This window comes from Paenarthrobacter nicotinovorans (genome assembly GCF_007670255.1).
GTDB lineage: Bacteria > Actinomycetota > Actinomycetes > Actinomycetales > Micrococcaceae > Arthrobacter > Arthrobacter nicotinovorans_B.
On record NZ_SZVS01000013.1, the window covers coordinates 38,653 to 55,408 of the forward strand.

The window sequence follows — 16,756 nt, forward strand, 5'->3', positions numbered from 1 at the left end:
CCATGACCAACTTCGCAGCAGCACACGCAGCCAGCAAATGGATGCAGCTCCCGGCCTGGCTTCGCCTGTCCTTGGCTGCCGTCCTGGTGACCTGCTGCGTGCTGCTGCTCTCGGCTGCCCCTTCGTTTGCCGAGGACGGCGGGAAGAACGACCAGACCCAGCCCCTCACCGACTCCTCAGGTGTCCCGGTAGGCGCCTACAAGTCCCTTCCCATCGACCGGGGATCCCTGGTCTACAACCAGGACAAGGCCTTCTGGTCCAAACCGGTGGACTTCCTCTGGACCGCAACGTTCAGCAACACCACCCTGACCGTGATGTTCAACAAGTTCCTCATGAGCTTCGGATGGGTTAATTGGATCAAGGGCCCGGCCGTGCTCCTGGCCAGCGGCTTCGAGCAACTCATCGCCGGAGTGCAGTGGCTGCCTTTCGTCGCGATGATGGCCGGCCTTTTTGTCGGCTGGCTCTGGATGAGGGGACGTACCGGCGCCGGCTGGGCAGAGCTGGCCATGTCCGCGATCGTCGTCGCCCTCGTCACGACCGTGCTGGCCAACCCCGTGGCCTCCATTGCGGGCCCGAACGGCGCCCTCGTGAAAGCACAGGAATACGGCAAGACCGTCGGGGCGGATCTGCTCAGCTCAACGAAGAACTCCGAGGGCACACAGCCGGAGGAGGTCATCAACAAGGAAGCCTCTCAGCCCATCGTGGACGCTTTCCTCCGTTATCCCTATCAGGTGGCGGCCTTCGGAAAGGTCATCGACAACAACGAGGCCTGCAAAAAGGCCTTCAACGAGGTCATGAAGACCATCAAACTCAGCAGCGACTCCGACGGGGAAAAGATCCGCAAGGCCGTCGAGGGCTGCGACAAGCAGGCATCCGATACCGCACTCAACCCCGATGCCACCATGGTGTGGAATCTCTGGATCGGCAGCAGCGCCACCGGTCTGCTGCAGCTGTTCCTGAACGTCCTGGCCGCTCTCATGATCATCGCCGTCGGCTTCCTGCTCTACGAGAGCATCAAGATGGTGTGGAGCGCCAAAGCGGCAGTGATCCCAGGCATGAGCCGCTCCAGCCTGTCCCGCAGCGTCGCCATGTGCGCCTTCTACCTCTTCGCCGTCGGCGGAGCCTTCGTCTTCCTGACCCTCTACATGATCTTCATCAAGATGGTCTTCGCCCAGAACTGGACCCAGAACCCCCTCATTCTTTGGAACGTCGTCGACGCTCTCCTGATCCTGGGCATCATCATCATGATCAGGATGTGGATCCGCGGGAAAAAGGTCGGCGAATCCATCGCCGAAAAGCTCCGCAAAATAGGCTTTGGCAACCCCGAATACAAAGTGCGCACCATCAGCGCCGACGACGTCCGCCGCGGCCTGGACCGGGCCTCCACCTACGCCTGGCGGCGGCGCATGATCAAAAAGGATGACACCAAAGAGGACACCAAGGACCCGTCACCAGAGGACGACGACACTCCGCCAACCCGCTCCACGAAACCCAGCACCCCGCAGGGCGCCCTGGGACCAGGCAGCACCCGCAAGCAGCTCCCGCCACCTCCTGCAGGCTCCAAGGTCCCTGCGCTGCCCCCGGGACCGTCATTGCCACCAGGAGCAGCCACAGCGTCCCGGAACGCCCCCGGAGCAGCCGGAACCATCCAGGGCATCGTGCTCTCAGCACGTGAGGCAGCCACCGCCCAGGATCCCAAAGACCGGCGCCGGGCAGCGGCCGGCGGGATCATCCGCGCGGCAGCCCAGCTGCACCCGTACAGCCGGGCCGCGGTCCTCGCCGGTGACGGCGCGAAGGCCCTGAGGAACCGCGGCCAGCTGACAAGGCCGCCAACAGCGGCCCAGCGCGCCCTGCAGGAAAAACTTCGCGCCCATAAGCCCCTGACGGCCAGCCCCGTGAAGCGATGAACAAGAAACTCTGGATACTCCTCGGCACTGCAATCACCCTCTGCCTTGGCCTCGTCGCAGCGGGATCGATCACCTTCCTGCTGATGTTCACAGCCCTTGCCCCCAGGAGCGAGGCCGATACCGGCGCCTCCACCTGCACCATCGGTTCGGCAGCCACCGGACCGTGGAGCAACCCTCTTACCGGCCCGGTCACCAGCCCGTTCGGCCAGCGGAGTCTCGAACTCGGGGCCGAGCACCACGACGGCACCGACATCGACGGTGGCGACGAGGGTGTCCCGTTCTACTCCGCGTCAGCCGGCAAGGTCACGGCGGCGTTCGGGACTGGCGGTCCGGAAGGCGACGGAGACGGAGGCCACGGCATCATCATCGACGCCGGGGGAGGGATCAAGATCTGGTACTGGCATGCCCAGGCCGGTTCCACCGTCGTCAAAACAGGCGACACCGTCCGCCCTGGTCAGATGCTTGCCCGCATGGGCAACACCGGCCGTTCCTTCGGCGCACACCTCCACTTCCAGGTCAACATCAACGGCGTCGCCGTCGACCCGGTCCCGTTCATGAAAGCCCGGGGCGTGACCCTCGGTCAGGGAGCACCCGCGGCCGCGGCCCAACCCGCAGGGCAACAACAAAGCGGCACCCAGACTGGACAATCCGGCGGCGCCTACTCGGGTACACGCTCCGACGGCCAGAACGTGAGCCTGCAGCCGACCCAGGTGAAGAACATCAACAAAGTCATCGCCGAAGGCCAACGGCTGCAGCTACCGGAGAAAGCCATCGTGGTTGCCGTCGTGACGGTGCTGCAGGAATCCTCAGGGTGGATGTACGCGAACGCCGGCAACCCGTCATCACTGTCGATGCCGCACGACAAAGTCGGCAGCGACCACGACTCCGTGGGACTCTTCCAACAACGGCCAGCGGCAGGCTGGGGCAGAACGGAAGACCTGATGAACGCGGAACGGTCGACCCGCAAATTCTGGGGGAAGGACACTGCCGGCCCACGAGGCCTGCTGGATGTGCCGGGCTGGGAGCAGATGAGCGTCGCAGACGCCGCCCAGACCGTCCAGGTATCCGCCTTCCCGGACGCCTACGGGCGCTGGGAACCGGTGGCGAGGGAACTCATTTCCCGGGCCGGCGGATCGCCGGTGGTGAACTGCACGGGCAACAACGATTTCGGCGCAGGGGCACCCTTGCCCGCAGGCACGAATTCCGCGGAAACACGGGCCAAAATCATTGATGCCGCCAAATCCGGGCTCGGCCACCCCTACGTCTGGGGCGGCACCACTCCACAAGGCTGGGACTGCTCGGGCTACGTGCAGTGGGCAATGACAAAAGCAGGCATCAAAGGCGTCCCGCGCACGGAGCAATGGGCCTTCGGACGCAAGACCACCAACCCGCAGCCCGGAGACCTCGTCGTGCAGATCCCCGATGGAAAGAACCACTGGACCCACGTCGGGATCTACGCCGGCAACGGCCAAATGTACAGCGCCCTCAACCCGGACCAAGGCACGCTGCTTCACCCCGTGGACTGGAACCCGGGCAGCGAATACTTCACCATGACCGATTGACGAGGACACGACATGACACCCAAGAGAATCATCGCGCTGGCCGCCCTGGCCGTCGTCATCATCGTGATCGTGGTCCTCGCCCTGACCAGGCAAACCAGCCGGCCCACCGCTCCCGCGTGGGATCCCGGGAGCCAGCCAGCCACAGTGCAGCCGTCTCCAGCCACAACGAATCCGCAGGCGACCCCGCCGGCCACGGGGGCAGCTGACGGGGACGCCGACAAGATTCAGGACACGGGCGAGAGCTTCGTGAAGATGTACGCCAGCCAACGATGGGACGACCCCACACCCGGAGCCTGGACCGGCCGTGCCGCGGCCTACATGACCACGGACTATGCACGGCAGACCCAGGAAGCTTACGGGCGGGCCGGCGGCGCCGCCTGGGCGGAATTCGTCCAGCAGCGACAGATCCGCAAACCGGTCATCCGCAACACCGCCATCAGCGCCTCCTCGCCGGAGAAAGCCACTGTCGTGGTCAGCTACACCGTCACGACTTCCAGCCAGCCCGACCCGGCCGGAACCAGCCAGGACTTCACGAAGCTGCTAAGCCTGCGCACAGAAAACGGGCACTGGAAGGTCTCGGGCATCACCGACCTCGTCAGCGGATATGCCCCGCCCACCGTTGAACAGCAGGCGCCCGAAGTTGCGCCCACAGTCGGTCACTGACACCTTGCCCGCACCTCTCGGTGACGGTGCAGCACGGACTGCCTACAACAAGGGGCATGCAAGGGTCCATCACCTAGACCGCCGTTGGGGATCACCCATGCAGCAAGGACGATGCAACGTGACTTCATCCGCCCAGCCACAAGGCGGACACCTGACATCACCGCTTACGGAAAGGGAGCTGCCAGTGGGCAGGAAGGATGCGGACAGCAGTAAGCCCGCAAGAGTGCAAAGGACAGAGACGGGCGGGACAATGTCCCGTCTCACCTAACTCGAGGCAGACGGTGGCGATTTGGTGCGGTTACTTCAACTTGGATGAGACAGAACGCCGGGGTTTGTCTCACTTTAGTTGAGGCAAATCGGAGAATCGCAGCATGGCTGATGGTCCAAGAACCTTGGAATCATGCGGGATCTGCCCCCGGTGCCTTAACTGTAGTGAGAAAAAATGGCCTAATGCCTCGACTTAAATGAGATTGCCTCACCTTAGGTGAGACAGGACATGAGAAAAAATGGCCTAATGCCTCGACTTAAATGAGATTGCCTCACCTTAGGTGAGACAGGACAGACAAGAAGGATGAAAGGTGCGGGCAACAGTGAAGATATAGGGAGGCTCGCTCGTCATCCGCTTGCACTTCGTACGCTGCGACGAGCGTAACACCCGTGTCAAGCGAACCCTGGGATTTTCGAGGACGCAGCCGGGCTGAGGCCGGCGGCTTCCGCACTAGGGGACATACCTGCCCCGGTTGCCGGCGGAAGGATCCCCATCAAGAAAAACTCCCTTGGCCTCGCCTGAGATGGGAATCCCGGTACTTCCCTTTAACGAATACACGTGAAGGGAGAACGAACATGTCCAGGATTCTTGACGGGCCCCCACGGGCCATGGGTAGCGAACCGGCCTACGGACTCACACCGCGGCCGCCATCCTGGCCCCGCCTCGCGTTCCTCTCGGCGGCCGCCACTGTGGTGGTCGGGATCAGCCTCGTCCTGACCAAACAGGAGAACTGGGTCGCAGCCGCGATGATCGCCGGTCTGCTGGTGACGGGTGTGGCTACGGCTATTGGTTTCCGGACCGACTCCAGGAGAGCCCTGGCCGACAGGTTCACCGAGGCGGTATGCCCCCGTCTGGGCAGCGCCCGCCCGATCCGTGACATGGTCAGGCTTTCAAGGTGGAAGGGCTGGTGGACGGGGGCACCGGAGCGGATCAGTTTGCGGTACGACAGCGCCATCAACCAGGACGACCCCCAGTGGCGCCAGCAGATCGCCGAGCTCACGAAGCTGAGGCTCGGGGGGACCTACCAGATGCACAAGGTCTCCATGGTCAAAGGACGGGTGCATTTGCGCCTGGTACCTGACGTTCCTGAGGCAGAGGAGTCGCTGATTCCGGAGGTTGTCGTCCGTGCCGAGGCTATCGTCCAGAAAGCCTTCAGTGCCGGGGCAAAGGCGAAAGTGGAGCTGGGCCCTGACGGATCCGTAGCACGGGTGGATGTCGCTTTCCAGATCGACAAGCGCTTCGCGAGGGAATTCAACCGGTACGACACCGACTCGACCGTCATGTCCATGCTTCCGGGCCGATGGCGCTCACGCTGGGATCTTGAATCTGACCAGGTTGTCTACGAGCTGCGAAAACCGCTCCCAGAGGCAGTGCCCCACCCGCCGATCACGGTCCTCCCCGGCAGCGCGATCGAGAACTACGACAAGGTCAGGGTTCCTTTTGCGATAGACGAAGACGGCAGGACGCACTTCTGGGAACCGGCAATCAACCCGCACTTCCTTGTGGTGGGCACATCCGGTTCAGGCAAGACCGTTTGCATGCACGGGATCGTTGCAGAGTTCACGGCCCAGGGTTGGCCCGTCTGGGTTGTTGACGGCAAGGCAACCGAGTTCATCGGATTCAGGCGCTGGGAAAACGTGCAGCTGGTCGGAACTTACATTTCCGAGCAGGTCCGCGTGATCCACATGGTCCATACGAAGATGGAGGAGCGCATCAGGGCAATCACCGAGGAACGGGCAACGGAGGACGACTTTGAACCTCTGCTTCTTGTGATCGATGAGTTCAAGGCGTTCAAGTTCCTGCTGACCATGCTCTACAAGAAGATTCGTGTGAAGGGCGATCCAACTGAGCCTGAGGCCCTGGGTCTGGTCTCGGATATTGCCTCCCGCGGCCGTAGCATCCGCATCCACCTTCTGCTTGGAACGCAACGGCCGGATGCAGCCTTCCTCACCGGCGAGATGCGGGACAACTTCGGCGCCAGGCTCTCCATGGGCAGGTTGAACCGCGAAGGTGCCCAAATGATGTGGGGCAACCCGCGGACCGGCGTCGCGCTGCCCAGGAAGGCCCGCGGCCGCGGCGTGACCAGCGATGAGAACAGTAACCCTGTCGAGGTCCAGGTTTACTGGACCCCGGATCCCAGGAAGGCCACGGCGGAGAAGAAGCCCAAGGACTACGCCTTGCTGGAGACGTTGCGTCCGGAGAAGGTGACCCACCCGCGAATGCAGGTCATCGACCCGGAGGAACTTCCTGATTTGGACGGAGACAGCGAGACGATCCCCGTCACCTACCAGGACTGGGCGTCCGCCAGGATCACGGTATGGACGGGGGACCAGGCGGAGCGCCCGCGCTCTCTCGCGGCCCTCCCTGTTGCTGAGGCTGCAGCCGGCAGCGCAGACGAGGGAGAGTTCGTCGATTGGGAGATCGAATACGCGGATCTGGGGGACATACCGGTGACCGACGTCGAGGACGGGGACCTGCTGTGCCTGGATGAAACCACCGATGTCTGGGTAGCCGTGGAAAGCGTCTTCACTGACCCGGAGGACGAATCGAACATCTGCGTCGACTGGCGCAGTGATGATGACGAAACGGGGAGTGAAAGCTTCCCGGATGACGCCATGGTGACGGTTCGCCGTGCCATCAACAACATGGGGGAATAGTGGCAGATTCAGCAATTACCGACGATGACCTCGATTGGATCTGGGGCGTACTGGCCGTGGTCCTGCTGATCGGTGGAGGTTTCGGGGCCGGTTTCCTGTCGAAGGCGTTTCCCGCCTTCCAGGCGTGGCTCCTGAACGCCGGCCTTCTGGTGTCAGGGGATTCGGTGGCCTGGGAACTGGCCGTTACTCCATCGGGGATCCCCGCTGGATTGGATGTGGCCCGGATCGCCGTCCTGGTCGCGATTGCCGCCCTGGCGATTATGACGCTGCTGTGGTGGATTCATTCGCGCAGCGTTGCTCCTGCCCGGCGGGGAGGGGACCGCCAAGCCCGGTAAAGGGAGGCCTTAGGACAGTCATACCGCCCGACAGGGGCGGCATGACTGTCTAACGGGGGTAGGGAAATTGCTTTGACGGGTGACTGTCGAGCTATTAAATTAATCAAAGTCACGTTGATTAATTTAATAGGAGGGGGCGTCATGCTCACGCAGAACGAAGGCTTGCCGGCCACGGGGCCCATTACCGGAAACCAGCTAAGGGACTACCGGCTTCGCCATGGATTGCTCCAGGCGGACATTGCCGACCGCACCGAAACCACGCCCCGGACCGTCAGCGGGTGGGAGCGGCGGGGGGATGACCCCTTGCCGGTCGGGGCGTTGAAGAAACTCCGCGCTGCCGCTTCCGCTTCCGGCCACGCGTCCCGTGCCGCCCAGGCAGCCAGGCTGTTGGATCGTGCAAGCGATGGAGACAGCGAGCTGGAAGTCATTAGCCGCTCCCTGCGTGCCATTGGTCTGCTGCTTCTTGGGCGTGAGGAATCCCGTCATGGCGATCGTTGAGCGGCATAGAATGGGGCAGCAGCCAGCCGCCGGCCGATTGATCAACGTGACAATTGCTCTCTCCTTGGTACGTCCCCTTCGGGGGGCTGTACGGTGGCGGTTGGTTGCGCCATCGACGGCGGCTAGGGATCACTGGCAGATCTTTTTCGCCTGGTCCATGCTTCCCCTGGCGGGGTGGTTGGCGTCGGACTTTCGCGTGATCAACGGACGCCACCTCCTGGCATCGATCCTGCTGGCTGTCTGGGTTGTCCTTCTGCGGCGCCGGCGCTGCGGCCAGGAGTAACTTCAAACACGAAGGGGTCCGCGGGCATATGCCTGCGGACCCCTTCGTGTTCCCTTTTGGGGTCTCGTCACCCGAGCAAGGCTCCGGCCGCAGTTGGTGTTGCCATCGCCAACGTCCCGTCGAGCTGCTCCAGGCCGCAACGCCGGTAGAGCGGAACCAGGGCTTCGGCTTCCGCGGTGCAGCCGAGCCTTGAATCCCGGGGGATACCGGTGGACATGACCCAGAGCAGCAGCTGCAGTCCGCTGCCGGCGGGGGCGGTCAGCCTCCGGGACAGGTGGGTGAAGATCCACATGGGCTCAGAGGATGACGCCAGCTCGGTCGTGAGCCTGCGTGCGGCCTGGCGTGCGCCCGGTCTCATCGACCGGGTGGCCGGCGGGGCGAAGGCCAGAAGGGGAATCAACATTGCGAGCGAGGCTGCAGCGAACGTCCTGGTCAGCAGTGCCGTTGCGACAAACGCGAGGAGCATTTGGGCCGCAACGACCACTGCGGAGCACAGGGCAGAGAGCCTGCCGCCGTCAAGGGATTGGCTGATTGAGACGAGGCTGCGGCGGCCATCAGTGAAGGCTCGGCCGACGATGGTATGTCCCGCCACGAGAGCGAGGTGCGCAGGCCATTCCAGGACTGCGTGCAACTTCCGGTCGCGACCGTCTTTTCTGGTGAAGGCGAGGGCAGCGGTCCAGGACAAGGGGACGATGTCGGCGATGCCGGCAAGTCGTGGCGTTTGCATGTGGTCCATTCTTCAACGGTTGCAACAAGAGCTGGCTGAATTGCGAAGTTACCTCTCGGCCCCGCTAGGAATGGGGACGGCCGAAAATGGTGTCCCGGAACTGCTCCGCTTTTCGCGAGACTTGCGCAGATGCGGCAGGTAGCTGGCGAATCGCGCGGCGCTGGAGTGCTTGGGCTGCGGCGGCTGCGGCGTCTGCCGTGCTGGAGAATCCTCTGCCTTCTTCCAAGGACGTCCATCCTGTAGACGATTCCTGCTGCAGGGTGAAGCGGTAGCTGGGGTCGTTGTCCCAGGGGCTCCTGTCGGGCGTTCCCCACTCGGCTTCGATGCTGAGGCGAAGCGTTGGAGCGGCGTGAGTGCACACGGCGGACGCCTAGATTTCCGTTGGCTGGATGTCGAGCATCAGGAGTTCGATGCGGGTTCCTGCTGTGATGTGGTCGGTGGTTTTCATGTGTTTGGTCCTTTTGGTGTTGTGTTCAAGCTGCGGAGCGTTGGACTCCTTTGACAGGCTCGAGCAGCTCATCGGTGAGAACCTCGGCCGTGATGTACAGGGGCGCTCCTGGTTCGACTTGCCGCAGGGCTGCTGCGATGGTGCCGTGCAGCCACTCCCATGTGATGGCGGGGCCGTCCGGGATGGCCTGCGGGCTGCTGTTGCCGGCAGGTGTCGTTTGCGTGACTGGAATGGGTTCCATTACTTCCTACTTTCGGCGTCCGAAGATGTTGTCCTGAAGTTCCTGCCAGCGGCTGGCGGGGATGGTGGGGTCGTCTTCCAGGCGGAGTGTTAGCAGTGCCAGGAGCGCGGAGAAACTGATGTGTTCGAGGGCCGTGGCGTTTTCGAGTTTGTGGAGGGTGACGGTGAATGTCCGGAAGTACAGGCTGGCCCAGACGGTGCCGCCGTCGCCTTTGAGCAGCTTCGCGACGGTATCGCCGAGGCCGAGCTTGAGTGCCTGGGTGATGTTGCCTTCGGCGCACTGGGCTTCTGCTACGTTCGAGGCCGCGGCTTGGGCTCCGGATGTGATCAGGTCTGCCAGCAGGTCGGGTGCAACCTGGCACGATTCCGTGGCACGGACTTGGTTGGTGGTGGCCCGTACGAGGCGGACTTCCGGTGCCATGCGGCCAATGACCACGTCATGGCCAGCTTTGGCGGAGCGGATGTATCCCTCCAGGTTTCGACGGAAGGCCTTCGGGGGAATGATGGCCGGTGCGGTTTTGGGGTCGTTGGCTGGGATGGCGGTCATGCTGTCGGAACCTCCTGATAGGTGATGGTGATCCTGTCCCCGTTCTTGGCGGTGAAGCTAAGGCTCATGCCTTTGCGGACGAACTTCGTGCCCGTCGTCCGGAATCGGGCCATGCGCTGCTTGATGGCCTGCTCCGGCGTCAGGAAACGGTCGTAATGAACGCAGGCTGATTCGGTCGTCATGGTCGCCATGTGCTTTGCCCCGCTAATCCTGGTGTTCATAAGTGTTCCTTCCTGGTTGGGTGCAGTTGCTGAGGATCTGATGGGCCGTGGCTTGTTCACCTGCTGTCATCCAGAGCCCGTATTTCGATTTGATGTGCACGGTGTTGGCCGCGTAGGTGCATCTGAATGCCGTGTTCGGCGGCAGCCATGTGGCGAGATCTCCAGCGCCTTTCTGGCTGTTGGCCGGGCCATCAGCAGCAAGAAGGTTCTCGGGATCATTTGCAAAGCTCCGGCGCTTGTCCGCATCCCATTCCTGGGCACCCTTTTGCCAGGCGTCGGCCAGGGCCACGATGTGGTCAATTTCGACGGCATCGGATTTCGGGCCTCGCCGAAACTCAATGTCCCGCCCGGTGTACGGGTCTGTCAGCGTTCCGGCAGTCACGACGCACTCGCTTGTGCCGGGCTTGAAGGTCAGGCTTTGAGGTCGCGGCGCAGGATGTCATTGCGGGTGTCGCACCCGTTCCGATCGACGTCGGCCCAGCGGGGGCCGAACTGTTCCCGGCTGTAGCCGGCCTTGGGTGCCCTGCCTTTGATCGGGATGGACTGTAAGTCAGTCAGTGCCGCTTTGCCGGCCTTCCCGGGCGCCGGAGCCTCCCCGGCAAGCTCCTGGCTCATGACGCTGCAGCCGCCGGCCGGGATCAGGGTGAGGCAGGCCACGAGGGCGAACAGGAGCGGGCGGAACGTACGGGTGCTCATGGTGCCGGAAGTTCAATGCTCTCAGCGACCATCGATTCGGCCGTGTCCCAGATGTCCTCGATTTCCCGCGTGCTCAGATCTGGGCTCACGCCCAGGGTCTGGGCCGCGTCCTCGATAAGCGGGGCCAGATCAGCGGTCGTATCGTGGCGTTTCATGCGGCGTTCTCCGTCCTGGGCAGCTGCGGGCCAAGCCCATGCCCGGCCAGGTCTCTGATCAGGTGGTGATAGCCCGCAATGGCGAGTTCCGGCAACTGGCGAAAGGCCTCCATTGTGGTGCGCGGGTGGTCTACGTTGTAGAGACTGAGCAGCGTTTGGTCTTCCTCGGCGTCGCTTAGCGGCCGGTAAGGTCCTAGGCAGTCGTGTTCAAGGGCGGAGGCGTAGCGCTTGAGATGCTCGGGGTTCGGCCCCGTTGAGGCTTTCACCCATATCTGGCATGCGGCTTCGGTGCTGATTTGTGCGGTGTACATTGCTCCTCCTAGTTCCTTTGCCCTGTATGAGTACGGTCTTTTTGCTTGGAGTCGGACAGCGTCCGAAGAATGTTTTCGACGATTTCGGACGGCGTGAGGTGGAGGGCTCTGGGCTCGGAGTGTGGGCCGGGGCAGTTCAAGGCCCATGAAAGACCGGTTGAAGTGTCGATCAGCATGATTGGCCCGGCCGGCGCCTGGGAGCTGATATCCAGGCTGAGTGTCCCTGAGGAGACGTCGCAGTCGGATCATCGATGCGCGTGCGACCGGAAGGGCTGACACGGAGACCTGGAGGCCTTGTCTGGCTGCCGCACGCTCAAGCAAGTCGGCTATGTGTGCCCCTGCCGGCGACGGGCGGGGTGCTGCGCTGGCAACCGGGGTCGGCCGCCGGCGCATGCGCGTTGATGAGCTTCCGTCGTTTCTGTTGCGATTCAGCGGTGTCATGACGGCTCCTGCAGATCCTTCTTGCTCAGCTGTTCTGGGTTGAGACATTGCAGCCCAGGAGCCTGGCCTTCCTGGCGGCCATCGCTAGGCGTCGTTCGTGCTGTTCCCTGGTGAATGGGCGGTTGTGCCGCTGGCGGTAGATGTTGGCCCAGCGGACCCGCCGCTCTCCCGCCTCCGTCCGCCACTCCCAGGGCACTGTGTAGGAGCCGTCAGCCAGGATGATCGGGCCGAAGGGCCGGCCGGCGGACAGTCGTGTGCCAGCGATGCGGGTGGTTGCCTGGTCGACCAGGTGCGCGAAGGCCGCGTGCAGGCGCCGATACTCCGATGGATTTGCCCGCATGGCCGCTGCCAGGATCAGTGGCTCGAAGACGTACCCTTCGGCGTTGATCCTCGCGGCTTCATCCAAATGCTTCATGGTTTCCCCCTGATTGTTTCGTTCTTCAATGCTAGGACTACTTGCATTGAATATGCAATAGCACCTAGCATTGAATCATGCTGGAGGAAAGGAAGAGTCATGAAGACCTTGAATGAACGGATCGACGAACTGACTGGACTGCCGGGATTCGACTTGGAGGAGTTTCTCGGGTTCACGGAGGTTTCGCCTCTGACTCCCCGCGAGGAAAAGCCGCAGCACTTCCTCAGGAAGGCCGTTGACCATCAGCTCGCCGCCGAGGGGTTGGCCCACGAGGCTGGCCTGCGCCTGGAGGACGTCGATGCAGATGATGACGCGCTCCTGATCGAGTCGCTGCTGGCCGGGGCAAGAATCCGACTGTCTGCCTCCGAGTACTGCCGGGGCATGGCGCGCGTGCATGAGCAGCTGCTTCGACACCACCGATCCACCACATCCTGCCGCTGAACAGCAGCCCTCACCCAGGAGGAATCATGGAAGATTTTCGGAAAGACGCACCAGTCATTTCCGCGTACAGCCGCCGGCAGGCGATCACCGACGGCGTCCTGAAAGACATCACTGAATACGCGGCCCAACTCGGATTCAGCATTCCCGTGGCCATCACCAGCGAAGCCTGGGGGGAGAGCGTCTCCTGGCCGGAAGCGGCCGGATTCCACCAAAACGAACCTGACCGGATCCGGGATCTCCTTCGAGCAGCCCACCGCGCTGTCATCGCAGCGTGCCACAGCGATGTCACGCGCATTCCGGTCAAGACCTGGCGGATACCCGTGGCAGAGCCGAAGGCTGAACCCCAGGCCATCGAGCTCCACCTTCAGATCGGCCCTGGCGACACGATTCTGCCCGTGGTGACGATCTTGCTTCCGGAGCAGGACTGATGCCCGCCCCGGGCACGGGCATGCAGGAAAAGGCCCAAGTGTCGACGCTAACCGGACCCATTCGGGGATCCTGGTCACTGGCACCTACAGGGCTCTTGACCGTCAACGGGGCCGCAGTCGCGGTCATCGGTGAATCGCTTCCTGACGGCTCTAATACCACCAGGATCCGGCTGGCGGAGAACTCCGCGGCGGGGCCCAACCGCATGGCCGTTGTTGTCAAGGCCGCCTGGGATGAGCCGGCAGAAGGAACCGAAGAGGCTTGTGCCGGCCCCTTGGACGACTTCGGCCGACCGAACGCCGGCTGCACCTACATCACGTGGGAGGACCATCCCGAATGGGACATCGGATAGGAATCAGCCAGTAGTCTCGAGGAAGGAGGAATGATGGCAGTGCAAGTCATGGCAACCAGGGTTCCAGGCCATGCCGTGGCGGTATGTCCCCTGTGTTTCTGGATCGCCGGCCCAGATTTGGAGGCACGGATCTTCTTGGCAGCCGACGCGCATGACTGCCCCGGAGAGCCGCCGTCGGGCCTCGCCAAATCGGCCATCACCCGGGCTCGCCGGCTACTTGCCGGAGACTACTGACCAAGGACCACGAGTGAAATTTGAAACTGCCGCAGCGGAGGAAACCAACCTCCCGCTGGACGTCGACCAGGCCGCCCACCGGGCAGGAATCACTGTGCCGTCGTTCCGGACCCTCATGAGCAAAATCAACGGCACGCCGGCAGACCTTCGGACGCCCGCCAAGACGGGGGAGCGGGCACGCAAGTACGATTTGGACAAACTCGATGCGTGGATCCGGGCTGGACGTCCGGTCGGCGATTCCGCGGCCCAGGAACCGCAAGGTCCTCCCGTGCACGTGGCAGCGACAGCAACCTGGACAGGTACCCGGTGGAATATCGCTGCCGAAGATCCCCAGACATCCGTGGCCGCCGGGGATCTCAAAACCGCAATGAGGACAGTCGCTGAAGAGGCTGCCTCGCTGATGGGGATCCCAGGAAGGGTCGTGCTGGATCTTTCCTTCGACGTCGATGCCGCCGCCAGGAGGAAGTGGTCTGAGGCCGCGGATTTGAGGGCCCGCGGCGAGGAGCTCCAACGCCAGGCCGCGCAAAAGCGCCGTGAGGTTGTGCGGGCGCTCGTCGAAACCGGTATGTCCCTGCCGGACATCGGCCAAGTCCTGGGAATCTCGTACTCACGCGTCCAGCAAATCAACACCGGAGACAATCCCTAGCGAAGAAATCCCGGGCCCCGTTCCGGTTGAATCAGCTTGAACTAGTCAAAGGTGCGCCAATGGACTTTCGTATTCAGGAACGTTTTGTGACCGCACAGCCGTGGTGGATTGCCACGGAACTTGTTCGACGGAACACCCAGTTGCGCATCTTGGAATGGCATCCGGGTGGGGGACAATACGACGCGTTGGGCATACTTGACCTCTCGCTTGAGAAAGTGACCATTTCTCTGAACCGGAGGGGCGGAAGCATTCACTTGGTGGAATCCCCGGATTTCGAACCTATTGAATGGTCGGAAGTATTTTCCAGCTCCCCGCATGCCATCGTGGAACGTATCGAAAAGGGGGGGCCGCCTCACGCCTCCTGCTCAAACACCGCCGACTGCGCGACATACGCTGACGTACAGAATCATCGCGACGATTCTGGCGCAGATGGTGAACTCCAAGACCATGTGGGACGCGAGGAGTGCGTTCGTGGATACCTCCGGTTATGGGAGCGGACCCATCGAAGGCATCTTCGAGCACTTCCCCAGTGCTGCGAGGCAACGAGAGGCGGTAGGAAGAGTTGAAGTTCTGGGCGACGCATCGTATGCGTTCTGGTCGCTTAACCGAAACGATGAAGTTGTTGCCGTCCTCGACCAGTTGGGTACGCTCCACCTACAAAAGGGTGAGCCAGCCGATCTGATGAGAATTTTTACAGCGAGCAGACGCAGCCTGGCGGCAACTATCGGCCAGGCTCTTGGAGTAATCCTGAAATGATACTTCCTGCCAAGAATCGTAGTGGACGCTCCGCGTATCAAGACCGTGCGTTGTCAGCGGGTTCGTGACCGGAGTTGGGGGGCGGCATGGACCATGTGCTTTCAGAGAGAAGTCGGCACGCACCTGCGCATGAGGCTCGCCAGGCGCTCGGCAATGGCGTTGATTGGGACCTCTTTGGTTGACGGGCCCCACGAGAGTCGTAGCGCGCCCTCGACGCGTTCCTTGGGCAGACCCGCTGCCAGCAGCACGTGGCTGGGCTCGTAGCTCTGCGATGTGCACGCTGACCCATTTGAAAGTGCGACGATGTCCTTAAGCGCCACGATCGCTGCTTCGGAATCGACGCCAGGGATTGACACATTCAGGGTGCTCGCGACTGTGCGTCCGGCGTCTCCGTTCAACTCGGCACCGAGTGGCTCTAGCGCCTTGAGCAGCTGCTCTTTTATTGCTGCTGCCGCGAGGGTGTGCGCCTCGGCTTCCTTCAGAGCGATGGCAGACGCGGTGCCGAGGCCTGCGATCAGGGCTACGGGCAAGGTTCCCGGCCGCAGCCCCCGTTCCTGACCGCCGCCGTACATCAGCGGAGTCAGTGGTGGGCGCTTGTAGCCACGCCGGCGGGTGATGAGCCCGCCGATGCCCTTAGGGGCCCCGATCTTGTGTCCCGAAAAGGACAGCAGGTCGATTCGCGGCTGCCTCAAAGGGCCTATCCGGTCAACCGCTATTTGACCGGAGCTTCGCCAATTGAGGGCGCCAGGTTGTGACTGTTAACTTCGTTTGGCGGTAGCAGCTTGAACGGCGGTTTTGCCGTTCCGTTTGCGGAACCCGGTGCGGGCAGCCGCGGTCATTAGCTGCAGGACGCACCGTACATAGGCACAGAGACGGCGGACGACTTCCCTGTAGCAGGATCCGTGACTCTGATGACTACGCAGGCTGGCCCTTGGACGAGGGTCATTCCCGGAAACTGGGTTGGGCGGTCGGTGCAAGCCGTGACGGTGTAAGAAACCGGCAGTTCGAGCCGGCCCTCACGCAGAGCTTGGCTGGATTCCCAGTCCTTCGCGGAGGCGACGATGATGGCGGCGTCCGCGGGACTGTCGATGCTGATGACTCGCTCGCCCGTTCCGGCGTCAACTGAGATGGGGGTCTTCCAGGCCCCATAGTTCTTACCGTCATTCGCCGTGTAGGCGTACCCATCCGTGGCGCCTGCTATCGGCCACGAGTAGTTCGGAGGACTGCCTAGCCAGGCTAACGACGAGACCCCATAGGCTTTCGGTGCATCAGGAATGCCGGCCATATTTCCGGTCCAGGCATCTTGGCAGCGCAACGTGGATCCGAGGCGCTGTTCAGGTGCCGTGTGTGGCATTGGCTCTGCTGGATTCTGTTCGATTGCCGAACAGCCTGCTGTAGCAAGCAGCAGGCCCAGGGCGAGGGCCGTAATTACTCGGGATGATCGCATGCTGTTAGCCCTCCCCGGCGAGCACAGGTCCATATACCTGCCCCAATGACAACACCCCGGCAATAGCCCGATGTCATCAA

Annotated in this window: 23 protein-coding genes and 1 pseudogene; 13 read left to right on the forward strand and 11 right to left on the reverse strand. The window is 62.6% G+C overall.

The features are described from left to right. Nucleotides 1-2 precede the first annotated feature (2 nt). The 7 genes from FDP28_RS17560 to FDP28_RS20600 all read left to right on the forward strand — a co-directional run bounded on the left by FDP28_RS17560 (nt 3) and on the right by FDP28_RS20600 (nt 8,173). A complete protein-coding gene (locus FDP28_RS17560) occupies nt 3-1,907 on the forward strand; it encodes a hypothetical protein (protein ID WP_144662900.1) in 1,905 nt (634 codons plus the stop codon). Next, complete coding sequence (locus FDP28_RS17565) at nt 1,904-3,469, forward strand: peptidoglycan DD-metalloendopeptidase family protein (RefSeq protein WP_144662901.1); 1,566 nt, start codon at nt 1,904-1,906, stop codon at nt 3,467-3,469. Before FDP28_RS17560 ends, FDP28_RS17565 begins: the two co-directional genes overlap by 4 nt. Nucleotides 3,470-3,481: 12 nt before the next feature. Next, nucleotides 3,482-4,132 carry a hypothetical protein gene (locus FDP28_RS17570; RefSeq protein WP_144662902.1) on the forward strand — a complete coding sequence of 217 codons (651 nt, stop codon included), beginning with the start codon at nt 3,482-3,484 and terminating at the stop codon, nt 4,130-4,132. 843 nt (nt 4,133-4,975) lie between these two features. Next, nucleotides 4,976-7,057: a type IV secretory system conjugative DNA transfer family protein gene (locus tag FDP28_RS17575; RefSeq protein ID WP_144662903.1), complete on the forward strand. Its 2,082-nt coding sequence runs from the start codon at nt 4,976-4,978 to the stop codon at nt 7,055-7,057. Further along, nucleotides 7,057-7,392, forward strand: coding sequence for a hypothetical protein (locus tag FDP28_RS17580; protein WP_144662904.1), 336 nt, complete (start codon nt 7,057-7,059; stop codon nt 7,390-7,392). The genes FDP28_RS17575 and FDP28_RS17580 overlap by 1 nt, the downstream gene beginning before the upstream one ends. Nucleotides 7,393-7,533: 141 nt before the next feature. Then, entirely contained in the window at nt 7,534-7,890 is a 357-nt protein-coding gene (locus tag FDP28_RS17585) for a helix-turn-helix transcriptional regulator (RefSeq protein ID WP_144662905.1), read from the forward strand. Between the two features lie 46 nt (nt 7,891-7,936). After that, complete coding sequence (locus FDP28_RS20600) at nt 7,937-8,173, forward strand: hypothetical protein (protein WP_186313697.1); 237 nt, start codon at nt 7,937-7,939, stop codon at nt 8,171-8,173. Nucleotides 8,174-8,240: 67 nt separating this feature from the next. Here the strand turns inward: FDP28_RS20600 and FDP28_RS17595 are convergent, their stop codons facing one another. The 10 genes from FDP28_RS17595 to FDP28_RS17630 all read right to left on the reverse strand — a co-directional run bounded on the left by FDP28_RS17595 (nt 8,241) and on the right by FDP28_RS17630 (nt 12,374). Then, nucleotides 8,241-8,900, reverse strand: a complete 660-nt coding sequence (locus FDP28_RS17595; RefSeq protein ID WP_144662907.1) for a hypothetical protein — start codon at nt 8,898-8,900, stop codon at nt 8,241-8,243. A gap of 64 nt (nt 8,901-8,964) precedes the next feature. Further along, nucleotides 8,965-9,261 carry a hypothetical protein gene (locus tag FDP28_RS17600; protein ID WP_144662908.1) on the reverse strand — a complete coding sequence of 99 codons (297 nt, stop codon included), beginning with the start codon at nt 9,259-9,261 and terminating at the stop codon, nt 8,965-8,967. 112 nt (nt 9,262-9,373) lie between these two features. Next, nucleotides 9,374-9,589, reverse strand: coding sequence for a hypothetical protein (locus FDP28_RS17605; protein ID WP_144662909.1), 216 nt, complete (start codon nt 9,587-9,589; stop codon nt 9,374-9,376). A gap of 6 nt (nt 9,590-9,595) precedes the next feature. Next, on the reverse strand, nt 9,596-10,135 hold the full coding sequence (locus FDP28_RS17610; protein WP_144662910.1) for a hypothetical protein: 540 nt from the start codon (nt 10,133-10,135) through the stop codon (nt 9,596-9,598). Continuing rightward, nucleotides 10,132-10,356 carry a hypothetical protein gene (locus tag FDP28_RS17615; protein ID WP_144662911.1) on the reverse strand — a complete coding sequence of 75 codons (225 nt, stop codon included), beginning with the start codon at nt 10,354-10,356 and terminating at the stop codon, nt 10,132-10,134. Before FDP28_RS17615 ends, FDP28_RS17610 begins: the two co-directional genes overlap by 4 nt. Further along, nucleotides 10,340-10,738, reverse strand: coding sequence for an HNH endonuclease family protein (locus FDP28_RS17620; RefSeq protein ID WP_397321064.1), 399 nt, complete (start codon nt 10,736-10,738; stop codon nt 10,340-10,342). The genes FDP28_RS17615 and FDP28_RS17620 overlap by 17 nt, the downstream gene beginning before the upstream one ends. Before the next feature lie 29 nt (nt 10,739-10,767). Beyond that, on the reverse strand, nt 10,768-11,052 hold the full coding sequence (locus tag FDP28_RS21000; protein WP_397321065.1) for a hypothetical protein: 285 nt from the start codon (nt 11,050-11,052) through the stop codon (nt 10,768-10,770). Continuing rightward, nucleotides 11,049-11,207 carry a hypothetical protein gene (locus FDP28_RS20605; RefSeq protein ID WP_186313699.1) on the reverse strand — a complete coding sequence of 53 codons (159 nt, stop codon included), beginning with the start codon at nt 11,205-11,207 and terminating at the stop codon, nt 11,049-11,051. The genes FDP28_RS21000 and FDP28_RS20605 overlap by 4 nt, the downstream gene beginning before the upstream one ends. Next, nucleotides 11,204-11,518: an acetolactate decarboxylase gene (locus tag FDP28_RS17625; protein WP_144662912.1), complete on the reverse strand. Its 315-nt coding sequence runs from the start codon at nt 11,516-11,518 to the stop codon at nt 11,204-11,206. Before FDP28_RS17625 ends, FDP28_RS20605 begins: the two co-directional genes overlap by 4 nt. A gap of 466 nt (nt 11,519-11,984) precedes the next feature. Continuing rightward, nucleotides 11,985-12,374, reverse strand: coding sequence for a hypothetical protein (locus FDP28_RS17630; RefSeq protein ID WP_144662913.1), 390 nt, complete (start codon nt 12,372-12,374; stop codon nt 11,985-11,987). Between the two features lie 99 nt (nt 12,375-12,473). On the opposite strand from FDP28_RS17630, the gene FDP28_RS17635 reads away from it, so the two are divergent. The 6 genes and pseudogenes from FDP28_RS17635 (at nt 12,474) to FDP28_RS21010 (ending at nt 15,229) form a co-directional block, all read left to right on the forward strand. Further along, nucleotides 12,474-12,815: a hypothetical protein gene (locus tag FDP28_RS17635; protein WP_144662914.1), complete on the forward strand. Its 342-nt coding sequence runs from the start codon at nt 12,474-12,476 to the stop codon at nt 12,813-12,815. Nucleotides 12,816-12,841: 26 nt separating this feature from the next. Further along, nucleotides 12,842-13,243, forward strand: coding sequence for a DUF6573 family protein (locus FDP28_RS17640; protein WP_144662915.1), 402 nt, complete (start codon nt 12,842-12,844; stop codon nt 13,241-13,243). Nucleotides 13,244-13,281: 38 nt separating this feature from the next. Next, nucleotides 13,282-13,593, forward strand: a complete 312-nt coding sequence (locus FDP28_RS17645; protein ID WP_144662916.1) for a hypothetical protein — start codon at nt 13,282-13,284, stop codon at nt 13,591-13,593. 247 nt (nt 13,594-13,840) lie between these two features. Then, nucleotides 13,841-14,473, forward strand: coding sequence for an RNA polymerase sigma factor sigma-70 region 4 domain-containing protein (locus FDP28_RS17650; RefSeq protein ID WP_144662917.1), 633 nt, complete (start codon nt 13,841-13,843; stop codon nt 14,471-14,473). A 59-nt stretch (nt 14,474-14,532) separates the two neighbouring features. Beyond that, nucleotides 14,533-14,799 (forward strand): annotated as a pseudogene (locus FDP28_RS21005) (TY-Chap2 family putative peptide chaperone); the annotation flags it as partial. Next, on the forward strand, nt 14,789-15,229 hold the full coding sequence (locus FDP28_RS21010; RefSeq protein WP_397321066.1) for a TY-Chap2 family putative peptide chaperone: 441 nt from the start codon (nt 14,789-14,791) through the stop codon (nt 15,227-15,229). The pseudogene FDP28_RS21005 and the gene FDP28_RS21010, both read left to right, overlap by 11 nt. Before the next feature lie 101 nt (nt 15,230-15,330). Here FDP28_RS21010 and FDP28_RS17660 read toward each other — a convergent pair whose 3' ends face one another. Continuing rightward, complete coding sequence (locus FDP28_RS17660) at nt 15,331-15,921, reverse strand: aminotransferase class V-fold PLP-dependent enzyme (RefSeq protein WP_222120654.1); 591 nt, start codon at nt 15,919-15,921, stop codon at nt 15,331-15,333. Nucleotides 15,922-16,756: the final 835 nt, after the last annotated feature.